The sequence below is a fragment of the Thiohalocapsa sp. ML1 genome, assembly GCF_001469165.1.
In the GTDB taxonomy this organism is placed as follows: Bacteria; Pseudomonadota; Gammaproteobacteria; order Chromatiales; family Chromatiaceae; genus Thiohalocapsa.
Genome location: NZ_JABX01000006.1, coordinates 158,672 through 175,841, shown reverse-complemented (window position 1 = coordinate 175,841; position 17,170 = coordinate 158,672). Strand labels below are relative to the sequence as shown.

Here is a 17,170-nt window from a genome sequence, read left to right as displayed (position 1 = left end):
CTATCTACGCGACCGGTTGGACAAACATTGGACGGCACCGCGAGGGTGCGCGCCCCCGTACGAGACAGGTAGACAACGATGGCACCGAAAACGAACGTCGCGCGCATCGCGACCGACGGCCACTATGCCGGCAGCTTCGACTCCGAGTCCGAGCAGGAGGTCTACGACGAGACCAAAGAGCACCTCGTGCGCCAGATGCTGCATGAGATCGGCGAAGACCCCGAGCGCGAGGGACTGCGCCGCACGCCGCTGCGCGTCGCCAAGGCCATGGACTTTCTGACCAGCGGCTATCAGATGTCCGCCGAGGAGATCATCAAGAAGGCCGTCTTCGAGGAAAACGTCAAGGAGATGGTCATCGTCCGCGACATCGAGTTCTACAGCATGTGCGAGCACCACATGCTGCCCTTCTTCGGCCACGCCCACGTCGGCTATCTGCCGAACGGCAAGGTGGTGGGCTTGAGCAAGATCGCGCGCGTGGTGGACGTCTTCGCCCGCCGCCTGCAGGTGCAGGAGCGCCTCACCAATCAGGTGGCCGACGCGCTGATGGAGCACTTGGGCGCCCACGGCGTCGCCGTCGTCATCGAGGCGAGCCACACCTGCATGATGATGCGCGGCGTGCAGAAGCAGAACAGCACCACCGTCTCCAGCGCCATGCGCGGCACCTTCGAGGACGACCCGCGCACCCGCGCCGAGTTCATGGGGTTTCTGCACAAGTAGCCCCGCGGCGGCGCCGCCGCCGCACCGCCGTCGGGCCGGCAGCCGCTGCGCTATCCATTGAGGGCATCGAGCGTGCGGCAACGGCTATAATCCGGCGAGAACGGCAACCGCTGCGCAATCCGCTGACAAGAGGCTGACGATGACTGCCGCCGCGCACCTGCCCCATCTTTGGACTCGGCTGGAGTACGAGCGCCTCGTCGAGTCCGGTGGCTTCCACCCGGAGTCTCGGGTCGAGCTGGTGGACGGAGAGATTCTGGACATGGCGCCACAGGAAAGCCGGCACGCAACCGGCATCCGACTCACCGAAGACGCTATGCGCATCGCCTTCGGCGAGGGTTTCGAGGTGCGCGCCCAACTGCCCCTCGCCATCGACGGTTACTCCGAGCCCGAGCCCGACATCGCCGTCGTCACCGGCAGCCCCCGCGACTACCGCGACGCGCACCCGGCAACGGCCGCGCTCATCGTCGAGGTCGCCGACAGCTCCCTTGCGTTCGACCGCACCCGCAAGCTTGCCCTGTACGCCCGCAACGGCATCCCGGAATACTGGATTCTCAACCTCGTCGACGGTGCGCTGGAGGTCCACCGCGACCCCGCCGGCGAGACCTACGCCAGCCGCTCCGTGCTCGCCGCGTCCGAGCACATCGCCCCGCTGCACGCCCCCGGCGACCGGGCCGTCGCCGTCGCCGACCTGCTGCCCTAACAGCCGGCCACTGCGCGCCCTCGGCCGCCTGACCGAGGCGGTGGAGCCGATGCGGGCGGGCCTGGCGAACAGATCCGGCAGCAGGACTGGAAACAGGCGCAGCCAGCGCCAGCAACCTCAGCGAGTTGAAAGCTGCACCGGGCTCGGGCTGTGCGGCTCGGCCCGGACGGCGCAGCCAGCGCCAGCAACCTCAGCGAGTTGGAGGTCACGCTGGGCCGGCTTTACCATGAAAGTCGTGCGCAACGCGCTCCTTAGTCTCCCTCTGGGAGAGGGCCGGGGTGAGGGAAACGGCCATGGCGAGCAGCGCCTTTCATCCTCCGGGGTGGCGCGGGTCGCCATGGCCGTTAGCGGCCGTCGCAGGCGCCCGCACCGCGGTGGCCCATGCGGACGAGAGTGGCGATGCGTTCCAGCGCATGGCGCCCGAGCACCCGCTGCTCTACTCGCTGCGGAGATTCCGCTATTGCGACTGGCCACTGGCCCCGGCCGAGCGCGCCGCCTGGCGAACCCTCCTCGGTGGAGCCGGCTTCCAGCCGGCCCCTGAGTGCGCCGGTCTTTTCGGGTACGCCGGCTTCAGCCGGCCCGCCCCTGGGTACGCCGGCTTCAGCCGGCCCGCCCCTGGGTACGCCGGCTTCAGCCGGCCCGCCCCTGGGTACGCCGGCTTCAGCCGGCTCTTCCCCCGGGTAAGCCGGCTCTTCCCCCGGGTACGCCGGCTTCAGCCGGCCCCCCCCAAACCCAATCTCCACTCCGCCAACACAAAACACGAAGACACACCGCCCGATGCCGACCACATCCCCCACCGGCTGGTACTCCCGTGGCTATCACCCGCATCTGAATACGCCGGGCCTGGTGCAATCCGTCACCACGCATCTCGGCGACTCCATGCCCCGCGCCACCCTGCTGCGGCTGATGGCCGAGACCGAGCACGACGACGTCGCCCGCCGCCGGCGTCTGGAGGACCTGCTGGACGCCGGTCACGGCGCCTGCTGGCTGCGCCGCGCCGACATCGGCGCGCTGGTCGAGGACGCGCTGCTGGCCGGCGACGGCGAGCACTACCGGCTGTTGGCCTGGGTGGTGATGCCGAACCACCTGCACGTGGTCATCGAGACCCTGCCGGCTGTCGCGCTGGCGGATGTCGTGCGGTCCTGGAAGGGGCCGACGGCACGGGCCGCGAATCTGCTGATTGGGCGCAGCGGGGCGTTCTGGGAGCGGGATTACTACGACCGCTACATTCGCGACGATGGACATTTGGCCGCAGTGGTGCGGTATGTCGAACGCAATCCGGTAAAGGCGGGGTTGGTGGCGCGGGCGGAGGATTGGCCGTTCGGGAGTGCGCGGCGGCGGGGTGTGGGCTGAGGTCCGCGGACCCAGCGGCCGGCTGAAGCCAAGCCGGCTGAAGCCGGCGTACCCAGAGGCCGGCTGAAGCCGGCGTACCCAGAGGCCGGCTGAAGCCGGCGTACCCAGAGGCCGGCTGAAGCCGGCGTACCCAGAGGCCGGCTGAAGCCGGCGTACCCGGGGGCCGGCTGAAGCCGGCGTACCCGGGGGCAGAGCAGCGCTACAGCCCCAGCCGCCCCTGCCCCTCCGGCACCTGCTCCTCGCAGAGCCGCTGGCGCAGCCGCGTGAGCCGCCCGGCGCCGGTGCGGTGCACCGCCATGTTGAGCGCCCGGGGCTCGGCGATGAGTACCACCAGGCGCTTGCCGCGGGTCACGGCGGTGTAGAGCAGGTTGCGCTGCAGCAGCGTGAAGTGCTGCATCGCGAGCGGGATGACCACCGCGGGGTACTCGGAGCCCTGGGCCTTGTGCACCGTGGTGGCGTAGGCGAGCGCGATCTCATCCAGCTCGCCCTGCTCGTACTCCAGCCGGCGACCGTCGAAGTCGAGCTGCAGCAGCCCCTCTTCGGTATCGATGGCGGCAACGCGGCCGATGTCGCCGTTGAAGACCTCCTTGTCGTAGTTGTTCACGAGCTGGATCACCTTGTCCCCCGGCGCGTAGGTCCAGCCGAAGCGCTGAATGCGCGGCTGGGCGCTCGGGTTCAGCAGCGCTTGCAGCGCCACGTTGAGCGCCCGCGCGCCGAGGCCGCCGCGGTTCATCGGGGTCAGCACCTGGATGTCGCGGATCGGGTCCAGCCCGAAGCGCGCCGGGATGCGCTCCGACACCGCCCGCAGCAGGCGCTCCTGCACCTGCTCCGGGGTCTCGCAGCGGATGAGATAGAAGTCGCTGTCGGCCGCGTCCGCGGGCACCTCGGGGCGCTGGCCCTGATTGATCCGGTGCGCATTGACCACGATGCGCGACGCCGCCGCCTGCCGAAACACCTCCGTCAGCCGCACCGTGGCGATCTGGCCGGAGCCGATCAGATCCGCGAGCACCGCGCCCGGCCCGACCGACGGCAGTTGGTCCACATCACCGACCAAGAGCACCGCGGCCGCCGTCGGCACCGCGCGCAGGAGCTGGTTCAGCAGCGCCGTATCCACCATGGACACCTCGTCGCAGACCACCAAATCCGTCGGGAGCGGGCTGTACTGGTCGCGCTTGAAGGCCATCGCCTGCGGGTCGAATTCCAGCAGCCGGTGGATGGTCTTGGCCTCCCGCCCGGTCAGCTCCGCCAGGCGCTTGGCGGCACGCCCGGTGGGCGCGCACAGCCGCACATCCACTCCCTTGGCCAGCAGGATGCGCAGGATGGCCTTGACCACCGTGGTCTTACCGACGCCGGGGCCGCCGGTCACGATGGTGAGCTTGCCGTTGATGGCGGTGGCGATGGCCGCGCGCTGCGACGCCGACAGCGCGAGCCCGGTCTGGCCCTCCACCCAACCGAGCGCCTTGTCCGCGTCGATACAGCCCCAGGGAGTTGGGTCCCGGGTCAGGCGCGCGACGCCGCGGGCGATGCCCACCTCGGCGCGCTGCAAGCTCGCGAGCAGCACCGCCGGGCGCTCATCGATGGTCTCGGCGACCAGGTTCTCCGCGGCGATCTCGGCTGCAATGGCCTGCGTGACGATGGGCGGCGGGATGCCGAGCAGCGTCGCCGCCTTCGCCGTTAGCAGGTCCAGAAAGGCCGCGCAGTGGCCCTCACCGGCGATCTCCTGCAGCACGTGACGCACGCCGGCGCCGGCACGCATGGGTGAGTCCAGCGGGATGCCGAGCCGCTGCGCGATCTGGTCCGCGGTCTTGAAGCCGATGCCGTGGATGTCCAGCGCGAGCCGGTACGGGTTCTCGCGCACCCGCTCGACGGCCTCGTCCCCGTAGGTCTTGTAGATGCGCACCGCCCGCGCGGTGCCGACGCCGTGCGACTGCAGAAAGACCATGATCCCGCGGATCACCTTCTGCTCCGCCCAGGCGTCGGTGACTCGCCGCTGGCGCTTCGGGCCGATGCCGGGCAGCGTCAAGAGCTGCTCCGGGTTGTCCTCGATGACATCGAACACCCGCTCGCCGAAGGCGCGCACCAGAGTCCGCGCGAAATGCGGCCCAATGCCCTTGACCATGCCGGAGCCGAGATAGCGCTCGATGCCGTCCAGCGTGCTCGGCGGGATCACCGTGAGCTGCCGCGCCTTGAACTGGAGCCCGTGCTTGCGATCGTTCACCCACCAGCCGTCCGCCTCCACGTACTCCCCGGCCGTCACGCTCGCCGCCTGCCCGGTCAGCGTCACCAGGTCGCGCGCGCCGCGCACCTTGAGCCGGAGCACGCAAAAGCCGCTCTCCGGGCTGTGGAAGGTGACGCGCTCCACGGCGCCCGCGAGGCGCTCCAGCGGCGTGGCGCCGGGCTCATGGCCGGCAGCATCGGGGGCAGGCGCGGGCATCGTGGCGCGTACCGACTCAAATCAGCGTCTTGGCTTGGATTGCGCAGCATAGCGCCTTGTCCGCCGCCGCGACGCCACCTTGGCCGCCCAAGCGCGTCGGCGCTCGATCGGCGCCAGTTTCGGCACCAGGTTCGGCGCCAGTCCCGAGCGTTGACCATCCCCACGCTACGGGCTATTCTTCGCGGCTTCGGGCGCGTAGCTCAGTGGGAGAGCACTGTCTTCACACGGCAGGGGTCGCTGGTTCGAACCCAGCCGCGCCCACCAGTCTAATCAAGCACTTAAAAGCCGGCATCGGGCCGGCTTTTTTGTGCGGGCCCATCCGGGGCCCATATCGGGCCCGAGCCACGCTGCCGCATGGACAGGCGTCACGACGCCGGGTGACCCTTGTCGGACCCCCGCCGATAGATGTCCACCTTGGTTTCCAGACACGGCCGCAGGCTGAAATCGGTCGCGCCGATCACGTGTCGGCCGTCCGGCTTCTGGTAGAAGTCCAGCCCGCGGCCGATCTTGATGCACCAGCCGTTATCCAGGCGGATCTCGCGGTCGTGCAGATGCTCGTTGATGCGCACGTCCAGCACCACGTCCAGCTCCAGCAGGCTCTGCTTCAGAGCTTCCATTGCCTCGTGCAGGGCCTTCACATCGGTGTGCTCGTCATAGCTCGTCGTCAGCGTGATTCGGCGCAGCCCGGGCTGCTTCACCGCCGCTTCGCAGAAGCGCACGAAGTTCCCGATCTGGTGGCGCGCGCGGATGTACGGGTCTTCGATCTCGACCGCGTTGGCGCCGGCAAGATACGGCCCCAAAATGGACTCGTAGGTGTAGCCGGTGGCGCCGTAGTAGATGGTGAAGTGCTGTTCCTGCAGCGGCCCCCGGGTGGGAGTAGATGCCTCGCCGCTCTGCGGCGGCACGGCGTCCTCGGGGTTGGGAGCGGGTGCATGGGCGGCTGCGACCGCGTCCGCCGGCGGGACTGCCGGCGCAGACTCGGATGCCGGCTCCGCGTCCGCCGATGCTTCGTGCAAACGCCGCCGCATCGGCTCCAGCGTCGCGGGCGCATTGCGGGTCTCAGGGCAGTACACCTTGACCTCGTTCCCGCCGGCGTCGAAATAGGTCAGATCGATGCGCGCAAACTCGTCATCCGGCTTGCGCTTGTTCATCTGCTCCTTGATGCGCCGGCGGCCTTCCACGGCGTAGGCGACATACTCGTCGAGCTCCTGCTCGCTCGGCGGCGCCACCGGGTGGAGGATCTTCAGCAAGGCGCTGACGGTCTTCTTGATGCCCTTCTCATCGCGGCCCTCGACGTTGCCGCCGAGCCGGATGCGCTGGCTGACCTCCTCGTAACGGTTGGTGTGCTTGAGCTGGTAGTGGAAGGCCTCCGCGAGATAATCGGTGATCAGGCCGTAGCGGTTGGTGAGATAGGCGCTGGCCGTCTTCGGCATCTCCCAGCCCGGCAGATAGCACGCGAAGCGGTCCATCACCGCCAAGTCGAACTGCGGCGGCAGCGGCAGAAACAGGTCGTACTCCGTGGAGTTGACAATCTGCTGTATCGACTGGTCGATGTTGCCGACAAAGGCCATGCTGGCATCGGCGATGACCTCGACGCCGCGCGAAAAGCGGCCATTGGCCATATAGTCCTTCAAGATCTGGATGGTGTCCGGATCCTTGACCTTGATGCCGCCCACCTCGTCGAAGGCCACCGTATCCCAGAAGCCCACCAGGCCGATCTTGCTGCGGGCGTTGTTGTAGAACAGCACCGCCTTGGTGGCCTGGCCGCCGCTGATCAGGGTCGAATAGGGTGAGAACTCGCTGAAGAAGTAGGACTTGCCGGTGCCGCGCGGGCCAAGCTCGATGAAATTGAAGTTGGCCTCCACCAGCGGCGCCAGGCGCGCGATGAAATGCAGCTTGCGCCGCCGGTCGAGCCGCGTCGGCTCCAAGCCGACGGAGCGCAGGACAACATCCAGCCACTCGTCCCGAGTGAACGCGGCGCGACCCTCGCCATAGCGCTCGAAGTTGAAACGGCTGAGCTGAATCGGGCTCAGGTCCTCCACGTAGAAGGCATAGTTGTCGGCGTCCACGTCGTTGTGGGCGACCACCACCTCCGCCCAGATGCCGCCTTCCAGCAGCCGCTCGTTGTCGCGATAGAACCGCTCGCCGATGGCGATGCGCTGGGAGGCGAAGTTCTCCAGCGCCGCCCAGTGGCGCTTCTCCTTCTCGATGTAGCGCACGTGCACCTTGTCGATGAAGCGGTGCTTGCCCCGGGTGGCGACGCGGGACTGCGCGGCGTTGGCTTCATCCGGGCGGACGTAGTTCTCTTGCAGCGTCGCCAGCACGGCCTCCATGCCGGCGGCGATCTCCGCGGGCTCGTCGCTGGCGCAGTAGCGCGCGAGCAGGAACTCCAGCACGAAGGTGGGCACATTGGTGCCCTTCTTGATGCGGTGCAGCAGATCCTTGCGAACGACCTTGCCCGCGAAGACCTCGTTCAGCTTGCGGTCCAGCGCATCCTGCGCCTCCGCGGCTTCGGTCGGCTTGCTCATGCAGCGTTACACCGAGTAATCGGTCTCCAGCGCCAGCTCGTCGTAGGTTTCGAGCGTCGTCGGGTTCAGCGCCTTCAGCCGGAACCCGCCCTCGAACTCCAACTGCATGCGGATGGTCACCTGTTGGCTCTGCCCCGGCTGCAAGACCAGGGTACCCGTGGCCGGATTCACCGGTCCACCGGCCTTGGCCTCGCCCACCACGTTGCCCTGCCCGTCGTGCGCCTCCAGCAGGATCTCGAAATCCGCCACGGCCGCGAACAGGTCTTTCGCCTCCACCAGCACCTCCACCACCGGCAACCGCGTCGTAATGCGCTTGGCACCGCGCCTGTAGCGGAGCTTCACGGCCGCTTGCGCCGGCGGCGGTGCCACGGGCGTGAGCTTGAGGGTCAGCACCGGCACCAATGCCTCCTGCAAGGAGGCGCCGCCGTGGAAGTACAACAGCCCCGCCCGATACGGCGCCAGGCTGCGCGGCACCGCGAGCTGCGGAAAGTCCCCGCGGATGCCCGCCTTATCCGCGCTGAGCAGCACGTGGCTCGCGTCGCCCCGGCCGGCGCCGAGCAGGCAGCGCTCATGCACGCTGACCCAGTCCCCCGGCGGCTTGGCGCAGACATCGCCAGGCCCGGCCTGCGCATTCAGGAAAAAGCCATGATCGGCCGCGATCACCGCCTCATGAAAGCCCGCCTGCCGCAGCCGATGCAGCGCAACGCGGATGCGCTTCAGCGTGTCGTGGATGAGCTTCAGCGTGTTCTCGGCGTCGCTCTCCAGGTGATGGTCGATCTCGACGCTGCGCAGCACCAGCAGGTCGATGTGCGCCGGCAGCTTCGCCTTGCCGCGCGCGAATTCCGTCAACTTCACCGCCTCGAAGCGGTCGCCGAAGCGCTTGCGCAGCACGTCCAGGCGCTGCGCCAGGTTTCCGACGGGCGTGTCGCCGAGCATCGGCACGGGGGCGTTATCGACGCGGGCGAGGCGCAGCCGCGACCCGGCGCCCGGCAACAGGCTCGCCATGCCGACCGACGTGATGGTCGGTAGCTGCGCCGCGGCCGCCAGCAGCTCCACCGGCTCGTCCTCCGCAAGCTGCCGTTGCAGCGCGACACCCAGCTCATAGCGCAGCGCATCCACCAGAAACAGCGCCACCCGCCGCCCGCTTTGGCCGAGCGCCGGCGCGACGCAGCGATCGAACACATCGGCGTTCGCCAGGCGGCCGGCCGGCGGCCAGCCCTCGGTTTCCAGATGCTTGGTGAAGACCGACTGCAGTTGCTCGGCGAGCTTGCGGTAACGCCGGCGCGCCTGCTCGATCAGGGCATCCATGCTGCCGTCCAGGTCCAGCACATCGCCCGCCGCCTGCTCCAGCTCCCGCTGGCAGCGATCCACCTCGCGCAGCCGCGTGACATAGAAGTCGATGAGCGCCGCCATGGAGCGGGTGTGCGCCGGCAGCTCGCGCTCGCAGTCGTCGCAGGTCTCCGTGAGCTGCAGCGCCGCGGCCACCAGCCCCCAGTGCGCCTGCTGCTCGCCCCGCCCGGCCCAGACGGAGCCCGCCTGACGCTGGACGATGGCGCGCACCCGGTCCGGCTCGTCCGCCGCCAGCGCGGCCACGGCTTGGCGCAGGAAGGTCCGCTCCTCAAACTCGAAGGTGTCGCGCACCCCCGGGTCCGGCATATCGGCGCAGAGCGCGCGGAGATTCAGACCTTCCGGGCCCTCGACCACCTCGGCGCGGTCCATGTAGAGCTGGCGCGTGCGCTCGTTGCCGCGCAGGCGCGCACACAGATCCTCCACCAACGGCCGGGCCGCCGCCGGCGCCCTGGGCACCTCCGCCAGCGCCGCCGGCAGGCCATGCGGGTCGGCCTCCGCAGCCGCCGACGCACCGGGCAGATCGAGCACAAACTCGCTGAACAGCAGGAAGCGCCACAACTCCGCGGCAATCGTGGACCAGTGCTTGGCGCGGGTCTTGAGCTTGAGCCCGAGCGCGGACAGGAACAGCTCCTTGGCCTCCGCCACCCAGGTATCGTCCTGCTTGAGTGCCGCCTCCTGGGCATCGTTCGGCGCCAGCAGGGCCATCAGCACGTCACGGCTCGACTCGACCTCAAGCAGCCCGCGCAGCCGCGGCCAGCCGACGCCGCCGCCCACGGCATCGACGATCGCGAAGCCGGGCTCGGGATCATCCGCGAAGACCCGCCTGAGCGCGGTCTTGTGATCCGGCTTGGCCTTGAGGCAAAGATCCAGATAGCTGTCGCCGTCGCCGTCCGGAAACACCGCGCCGGCGGCCTCGTAGATGGAAAACGGGTCGCGCTGCCGCGCCTCGTCCGTCGCCGGCCGCGCCGCCGGCACGTACACCAGGAGCCCCTGCACCGGGTTGCCCGGCCGGCCGAGCCGCACGCAGCAGGCCATGGCGGCTTCCCGCGCCAAGATGCTGCCCGCGCCGGCGTCCACCACCTGCACGGCATCGCTCGCGAGCCCGAGGCAGACCTCGCGCCAGCGCCGCGCCGGGTCGTAGACCACCAGCACGTGATGGCGCTCCAGGCGCGGGCGCAGGACCTCCTGCTGGACGAAATTGGCGATGGACATCGCTTCTGCCCCAGCTCAACCGCGCAGGCGAATCGACTGCACGGATAATTCGCGAACGCGCAACATCGGTTTGTCCCAGCGCTCGCCGGTCACCAGCTCGTCCGCACCACCCACCAGTGCCGACGCAACATGCACCGCATCCATGGCTGCCAAACCGTAACGCGAGGCCAGCTCACGAGCCCGCTCGATGATGGCCGGCGACCAGGAGATGTGCTCATGCGCAAGCGCGAAGACGCCTTCATAGAAGGCGACTTCAGCATCACGTCGATGAAAGCGCGCCTTCGGCACCGTCTCCAGCCAAAGGGCATCGCCGACGAGCAGCCGCCGCGCGGGAGCGCGCAACACGGCCATGGCGGCAGCGCTGATGGCGTTGTCGGCGTGGAACGCGGCAATGAGGACATTTGCGTCGATGTACGTTAAGACCTCAGTCATCCGCGAGGTCGCCCCGCCGCTCTCTTACCTCGGCATCGATCCCGTCCCAGTCCAGCAGCGGCATGCCCGCGGCGATGGCCTGTTCGCGCAACGCAAGCAGCTCGCGCCAGCGCGCTGCGCGGTCCGGCGTCTCGACGCCGCCCGCAGCCGCCGGAGCCGACTCCTTGGGCCGTTGCGGATCGATGACGATCTCGATGCGATGCCGGCCGGGCGCAACGCTCGCGGGTAGCTTCACGACGAGGTCGCGGCTGCTGTCGATGTCATAGTCGATCGTCAGTGTTTGCATCGAAGGCTCATCGGGTTGCCTGAACCAGCTCCGGAACCTAGCCAAGTGGCGCGACCAACGCAAGCCGCGCAGCCAAGGCCGGCACCCTAACGCGCAGCAGGCTCGTCCAGCGCCTCCACCCCATGCGCAATGGCCAGCGAGCGGTCGCTGCGGCACTTTGCGCGCACGCGCTCGGGCCAGTAGTGCATGGCGAGCCGCGCCCAGTCGTCGTCGCCGCGCTGGAGCTGCTGCCAGGTATCCTTCAGCACGCGCTGCCAGGGGCCGTGGCGGAACAGGGGCCAGAGCGGCGCGGCGCTGATCTGCACGCCGTCGTCGTGATGCGGCTTCCAGCCGGGGGCGATGTCGAGCAGGGCCGCTCGCAGGTCCATCAGCTCCGCCTCCAGGTCAGTCAGGCGCGCCAGCTCGCGCTCGTCGGCGCCGCCGCGGGCGGTGTCGGCGCGCAGCGTGCGCAGCGTCTCGCCGGTGCGCTTCAGTTTGGGCTCGATAAAATCGTTCACGGCCCGGTACAGGGTCTGGTCCGTCAGCGTGGGCCAGTAGAGCCAGAGCGTGTAACTGCCGGAGGCGGTGGCCAGCGGCCAGTAGATGGGCGCCTTGCGCCGGCTCCTGGAATAACGGCGCAGGTGCTCCTTGAAGGCGTCGCGGCGCAGCCACCGGCGCACGTCCGTGGCGAGCGACAGCGGGGCGTCCACCCGCGCGAGCACGGACTCGATCAGGGCCGGCAGGTCGTGGTGATGGCCCCGGTCGTCCACCAGGATGCCGGCGTGGGCGTGGAAGGGCTCGGCGCCCGGTTCCGATGGGTCCGGTGCCGATGGGTCCGGCAGCATGCCGGGGCTTAGCGCCGGCAACGGGTCGAAGGGCTCGGGTTCCGGCGGCGGCGCCCGCTCGCCGGTCGCGAGGCGCCAGTCGAAGCGGCCGAAGGCGACACCCATCGCCCAGCTCAGCAGGTCCGCCTCCGCTGCCGCGGGGTCGGTGGCGGCGCCGGCGTCCGCGTCGTCCTCGTCGTCCGGGTCGCTCGCGGCGGCGTCACCGGCAGCCGTGTCCACGCCCGCCACGCCAGCCTGGTCCGCCGAACCAAAACCGTAGAGGCCGAACGCGATGATGTCGATCTGCGCTTGAATGCGCTCCAGCTCCGCGGCGATGGCGGGCGGGTCGAAGTCCCCGAGCCGCGGGCGCAGCGCCGCCGGCAGCAGGAAGGCATGGGAGGTCTCGTTGACCGTGTCCAGCGTGCGCTTCAGCGACCAGCCGCGGCGGGCGAGCGCGGCGAGGCGGCGGGTGTCGTCGGGCGACAGGTCGGGGACCGGGGTGCGCTGGATGACGCCGACTTCGTAAGAACGGGCTGCAGCGTCGGCGGCTGCAAGCTGGAGCTCTACAAGTTGCCGGAAGGGTGCCGAGACGGTGATCGCCAGCAGCGCGAGCAGCGATTGAGGGTCGTCGTCTGCGACGAACGCGGCCGGCCCCTTATCCGCGAAGATGCAGCCCGCGGGCAGCACCCGCATGCCGAGCCCGCTCGATGTGCGACGCGGCCAGGTGAGGCCGGGGCGGAAATAGTACTCACGATTGCGAATAAGACCTCCTTTGACATCGCGGTTCTGTTGGTAAAAGGCGACGCTCTGTGCTCCGTCGTTGAGCCAATCCACGGCCAAATACACATCTGAGTAGTAGGCCGCAAACGCCCCGCCCTTTGCGAACGGTCGATAACGCCCACTTGCAATGGGCTCCCAAGACAGACGGAGAAATCTCGTATCTTCGCCAGATTTCATCCCTCCGGCCGCAGACCGTCGCGCGTTCTCCAGACAAGGAAAACAGGAGAAGGCCCGCCGGCCGGTATCAGTAATCCAATACGCGAAGGGCGCCCCCGGCACCTGCCCAAACTCCGCCGGATCCAACGCGAACACCCGCCCGTCCGCGTCACCGGCACGCACCGCGCCCACCGCCTCCGCCAGCGCCACGGCCTTGTCCTCCGCCTCCAACAGCCGCAGAAACAGCGTCATGGCACCACGCCTTTCATGCCCTGCTCGCCCAAGCCGGCGCGCTCGCGGGCCGCCGCACTGCGCCAGAACCGCACCAGCAGGTAATCGTCGGTGGCCTCGAACTCCGGGTCCACGCCGTTCTCGCGCCGCAGCAGCGGCACCACCTTGCCGCGCACGCCCATGCCACGGGCGTCCACGTAGCCAAAGTCCCGCAGCACGTCCACGATGCGGGGGTTGCGCGGCGAGCGCTGGCCGGCCAGCATCTTGTCCACGGTCATGCCGTTCGGCAGCGCACCGGGGCTCTTCACCTCCAGGCGGTCGGCGTAGGCGACGACCTCCACATCCCCGGCACGGGTCCAGTCCCGATGCGCCAGGGCGTTGATGAGCACTTCGCGCAGCGCAGCGGGGGGATAGTGCCAACGGCGCTCGCGACGCAGTCCGTCGGCGAGATCGCCTTGCTCCGTTGACACGAAGGGGCGCATGCGCTCGAGCATGGTCTCCGCGAGACCGCCCCGCTCCAAACTCACGGCGCCGCCCTTGCTGCGCCATTGGGCCACCAGGGGCTCGTCCAGCACGGCGTCGTCGCTGGCCGCGTAGTCCATGGCGCTGCCCGGGAAGGCCATCCAGCGCACGCCGGCTTGCGACAGCAGGCGCCGCGGCCGGCGGGCGAACAGCACGACGCCGGCGATGGTGCAGACGGGCGGGCCGCCGTCGCGCGCGGCCATGAAACCGAGCCCGAGCAGACGGCGGGTCCAGCCGTCGGCGGCGTCCGGCACGTCCGGGTCTTGCAGCACGCGCTCCAGGTAGTCGCGCAGCCGGTCGAGGTCGAGATCGTCGAGGCTGGAGCCGGAGACCGGAAGCCCCTCGGGATGCAGCATGCCGCCCAGCGCGAAGAGCCGTGCCTGCTGCTCGCGAGTCGCCTTGCGGGTGGTGCTGCCGACGCGGATGAAGACCTCCTCGCGGTCCTGCCAGCGCACGACGTAGGGCTTGGCGGTGCCCGCGGTGAGTGTGACGACGGCGACACGCCGGCCGTCATCGATGGGGATGGTCTCGTAGAAGGGCAGGATCATCGGGTGCACGTAGCGCCCGAGCACCGTGTCCATGACCCATTCCTCGAGACCCTCACGCCGAATGCCGCTGATGCTGCCGTCGTCCTCGACCCCGAGCAGGATCACGCCGCCGTGCAGATTCGCCAGCGCGACAACCTCCCGGGCGAGCTGTTCCGGGCGCACGTCGTCGCGCTTGAATTCGACGCCGGAGCTCTCGCCCTGCTTGATCAGCTCGAGAAGCTCAGCCTTGGTCATTGCGGTCGGTCACTGTTGCTGTTCCGGTGCTGCGGTTGGGCTGCTTTACCACGCCAAGATGCCCGCTTAGGGAAACGCCGAAGTACTCGGCGTTTCCCGCGGGGCAGGATGCCCCGCCATTTTCAGCGGCCTTAACCTACTGAAAATGAAGGGCTCGCGGGATCACGTCCTGCGAACCCGTGCCGATTTTGGCCATGGACGGCCAATAATCGGCGTCTCTTAGTCTCCCCAGATGATACGGCCCGCGGCACCGAGCCCCCAAGGACTCGGACTCGCGTTTGCGCAGGACATAGGCCGCCGCCATCGCATCGTCCATGACGCCACGGGCGAGACCGGCTTCCAGATTCGGCCAGGGATTGTCATCGGCCCAGCGCTCGGTGACGAACCAGTAGGGATTCGTCGCGGTTTCGCGGTGTCGGGCGTGAAGGATCACCCGCAGGCGCCGGCCCTTCGCGTAAGGGGCGAGCCCTTCCAGGGGGGCGCGCTCATTCCGAGCCCTGCTGTCCGACTGCCGCAGACGGCCCCGCCCATACTCCCCGAGGTCCAGCTCGCAGTAGTCGCCGATGACACTCACGATCAGTGCGTCCACCGGTTGCAATGGGGGTTTGGTCAGGTTCTGGCTCATGTTCGCCGGCTATTGTGCTCGCGCGTCATCGCGCTTCCTTAACACATAGGCCGCCGCCTCCACCATCGCATCGTCCATCACACCGTGGCCGAGGTCGGCCATGACCTCGGGCGCGGCGATGCCGAGCACGATCTCCTCGCGCCAGCGGCGGTAGCTGGACAGGAAAAAGCCCGTGCGCGAGGTGATGGCGCCGAGTCTGCCGCCGGGGCGGAGCAGCTCCAGGCCGCGCTCGACGAAAATGGCGAGCAGGTCGTGCTTGCTGCGGGGGTAGGCGCGGCCGAGCTGGGCCTTGACGTTGACGCTGAGCGCGCCGAAGGGCGGGTTCATGACCACGATGTCGAAGCGCTCGCGGGTGAGGTCCAGCAGCCTGAGCCCGGCCAGCGCATCTTGGGCGAAGAGCCGGCCGCGATAGCTGGTGCCGAGCGCGTGGAGCCAGCGCTCCAAGGCGGCGCGCAGGCGCTGCTCGGCCTTGTCCCATTGGGCCATGTCGGCGGCCGCGAACATCGGGCCGTGCTGGCCGTAGATTTCTTGCACCAGCGCCGGCAGCGCCTGCTCCAGGCGCTGCAGCACGCCGAGCTCCGGCAGGTGCTCCAGGAGCTTGAGGGTGGCGTCGAAGAGGTCGGCGTCCAGGTCCATGAGGCCGGCGGCGAAGGCTTGGCGCTGCTCCGGCGCCGCCGGCGGTGCCACGGCGGCGACGACATGGCCGCGGTGGATGAGCGGGCGGTCGGCGGCGGGCACGCCGGCCGCGTGCCAGGCGCGCTGGGCGCGCAGCCAGAGCGCGAGGGCGGCGATCTGCGCGGCGCGGGGATCGATGTCCACGCCGTGGAGGTTGTGCTCGATGATCAGGCGGGGGATGTCGCACTCGAAGCGCTCGCGGGCCTCGTCGCGGCTGAGCGGGGCCCGGGTTGCGTAGTCGAAGCAGCCGGCCAGGTCCAGGAACATCGCGCCGGTGTCGGGGCTGAACCAGCGCTCGCGCAACGCGGCGGCGTAGTCGAAGTCCGCCAACGGCACGCTGAGGCTGAGTGTGTCCGGATTGGTCGCACGCAGCGCGTCGGCCTCACTGCGGTGGTAGATGAGCGGGCGGCCGGCGATGGCGTCCGGGCCGTAGCGGGCCAGGACCACGACGGCCTCGGCGACGGGCAGGTCTGCGGCGAGCTTGAAGCTGCGCACCGTCGGCTGCCGGCGCAGTTGCACGGACTCGGGCACCGGCACGTGCTCCGCCGTGTCGGACCAGCCATAGGCGCGCGCCAGCGCGTCGCCGATGCCGGGCAGGTCCCAGGCCTCGCGGTAGATGATCTCGAATAGGTCGAAGGCGTAGAGCCCGAAGTGCATGGAGCCGCAAGCGGGGTCCAGCAGCCGGATGTCGCGCGGGTCGCGGACGGACCCGTCCGGTGCGGGCAGGTCTTCGTCCGGGCGCAGTGCCAGCAGCCGGCAGCGCTCGCGCAGCGCCGTGCGGCCGCCGGTCTGCTCCAGCCAGAGGCGGCCGAGGCTGTTGTCCACGAGGAATTCGACCACGTAGCGCGGCGTGAAGAATTGGTTGCGCACGGCCAGCTCGCGACTGTTGCGGGGGCCGGAGCGGCCGGAGTCGCGCATCTCGCGGCGCTCTTCCGGCGCATTGAAGTACTGGTAGATCCAGCCGATGGTCTCGTCCTCGGCCCAGAGGGGCTCGATCTCCGTGTCGTTGATCAGCGTGAGCAGCTTGAGCAGCGTCGCCTCGCCCGGCAGCAGTCGGCCCTGCGGGGCGTCGGGGTCGAAGAGCACGCCCAGGTCCAGCGCCAGCTCGTCGAACAGGCTCAGCAGAAACACGCGGAAGGCATCGCCGGTCTCGCCGAGCGCATGGCCGGCGAGGCGCTGGTAGAGCTGGAAGCCTTGGGACTGGAAGCCGACGGCGTCGTTGCAGTGACCGACGCTTTCGCGCAGCAGCCCGCGCGTTTCGAGCATGCGCAGTGCCGCGAGGCGGTTCAGCGCGGTGAAGGCCTGCTCGCGGGCGATGCGCTGCAGCACCTGTTGCCGCGCGTTGCCGTTGCCGCCGGCATGGTTGGCGAGGTAGTGCGCGAGGATTTCCCGCAGCAGCCGGGCGGTGGCGAGGCGGGCATCATCGAGATGGCCCAGGCGGTCGAGGTCCGTGACCGTGCCGGACGCGGGGTCCAAACCGTAGTCCTGCTGCAAGCGGCGGGTGAAATCGGCCGTGAGCAGGGTTCTGGCCGCGGCGACGAAGGCCTGCAGCCGGTTGCGTGTCGGTTGGTCGAAGGGCATGGG

12 protein-coding genes and 1 tRNA gene are annotated in these 17,170 nt (G+C 69.3%); 4 read left to right on the top strand and 9 right to left on the bottom strand.

Annotated elements, in window-relative coordinates; genetic code table 11:
* Positions 1–78: 78 nt before the first annotated feature.
* The 3 genes from folE to ML01_RS05800 all read left to right on the top strand — a co-directional run bounded on the left by folE (position 79) and on the right by ML01_RS05800 (position 2,770).
* Complete coding sequence (gene folE / locus ML01_RS05810; RefSeq protein ID WP_058554460.1) at positions 79–717, top strand: GTP cyclohydrolase I FolE; 639 nt, start codon at positions 79–81, stop codon at positions 715–717.
* A 139-nt stretch (positions 718–856) separates the two neighbouring features.
* Positions 857–1,417 (top strand): Uma2 family endonuclease, encoded by a 561-nt coding sequence (locus tag ML01_RS05805; protein WP_058554459.1) that lies wholly within the window; start codon positions 857–859, stop codon positions 1,415–1,417.
* 777 nt (positions 1,418–2,194) lie between these two features.
* Positions 2,195–2,770 (top strand): transposase, encoded by a 576-nt coding sequence (locus ML01_RS05800; RefSeq protein ID WP_058554458.1) that lies wholly within the window; start codon positions 2,195–2,197, stop codon positions 2,768–2,770.
* 199 nt (positions 2,771–2,969) lie between these two features.
* Here ML01_RS05800 and ML01_RS05795 read toward each other — a convergent pair whose 3' ends face one another.
* Complete coding sequence (locus tag ML01_RS05795) at positions 2,970–5,204, bottom strand: ATP-dependent RecD-like DNA helicase (RefSeq protein ID WP_058554457.1); 2,235 nt, start codon at positions 5,202–5,204, stop codon at positions 2,970–2,972.
* 189 nt (positions 5,205–5,393) lie between these two features.
* Between ML01_RS05795 and ML01_RS05790 the strand changes: the two genes are divergently transcribed.
* Positions 5,394–5,468: transfer RNA gene (locus ML01_RS05790), tRNA-Val, on the top strand.
* Positions 5,469–5,569: 101 nt separating this feature from the next.
* Here the strand turns inward: ML01_RS05790 and brxL are convergent.
* The 8 genes from brxL to ML01_RS30095 all read right to left on the bottom strand — a co-directional run bounded on the left by brxL (position 5,570) and on the right by ML01_RS30095 (position 17,167).
* Positions 5,570–7,732, bottom strand: coding sequence for a BREX system Lon protease-like protein BrxL (gene brxL / locus ML01_RS05785; protein WP_058554456.1), 2,163 nt, complete (start codon positions 7,730–7,732; stop codon positions 5,570–5,572).
* 6 nt (positions 7,733–7,738) lie between these two features.
* Positions 7,739–10,294, bottom strand: coding sequence for a PglZ domain-containing protein (locus ML01_RS05780; RefSeq protein ID WP_058554455.1), 2,556 nt, complete (start codon positions 10,292–10,294; stop codon positions 7,739–7,741).
* A gap of 15 nt (positions 10,295–10,309) precedes the next feature.
* Positions 10,310–10,726 (bottom strand): PIN domain-containing protein, encoded by a 417-nt coding sequence (locus ML01_RS05775; protein WP_058554454.1) that lies wholly within the window; start codon positions 10,724–10,726, stop codon positions 10,310–10,312.
* Positions 10,719–11,012, bottom strand: coding sequence for a hypothetical protein (locus ML01_RS05770; protein WP_058554453.1), 294 nt, complete (start codon positions 11,010–11,012; stop codon positions 10,719–10,721). The genes ML01_RS05775 and ML01_RS05770 overlap by 8 nt, the downstream gene beginning before the upstream one ends.
* Positions 11,013–11,098: 86 nt before the next feature.
* Positions 11,099–13,003 (bottom strand): hypothetical protein, encoded by a 1,905-nt coding sequence (locus tag ML01_RS05765; protein WP_058554452.1) that lies wholly within the window; start codon positions 13,001–13,003, stop codon positions 11,099–11,101.
* The gene (locus ML01_RS05760; RefSeq protein ID WP_058554451.1) at positions 13,000–14,286 is read right to left on the bottom strand and encodes an RNA-binding domain-containing protein; all 1,287 of its coding nucleotides are present in this window, start codon (positions 14,284–14,286) and stop codon (positions 13,000–13,002) included. Before ML01_RS05760 ends, ML01_RS05765 begins: the two co-directional genes overlap by 4 nt.
* Before the next feature lie 136 nt (positions 14,287–14,422).
* Positions 14,423–14,911, bottom strand: coding sequence for a hypothetical protein (locus ML01_RS05755; protein ID WP_058554450.1), 489 nt, complete (start codon positions 14,909–14,911; stop codon positions 14,423–14,425).
* A gap of 9 nt (positions 14,912–14,920) precedes the next feature.
* A complete protein-coding gene (locus ML01_RS30095) occupies positions 14,921–17,167 on the bottom strand; it encodes an Eco57I restriction-modification methylase domain-containing protein (protein WP_216819114.1) in 2,247 nt (748 codons plus the stop codon).
* Positions 17,168–17,170: the final 3 nt, after the last annotated feature.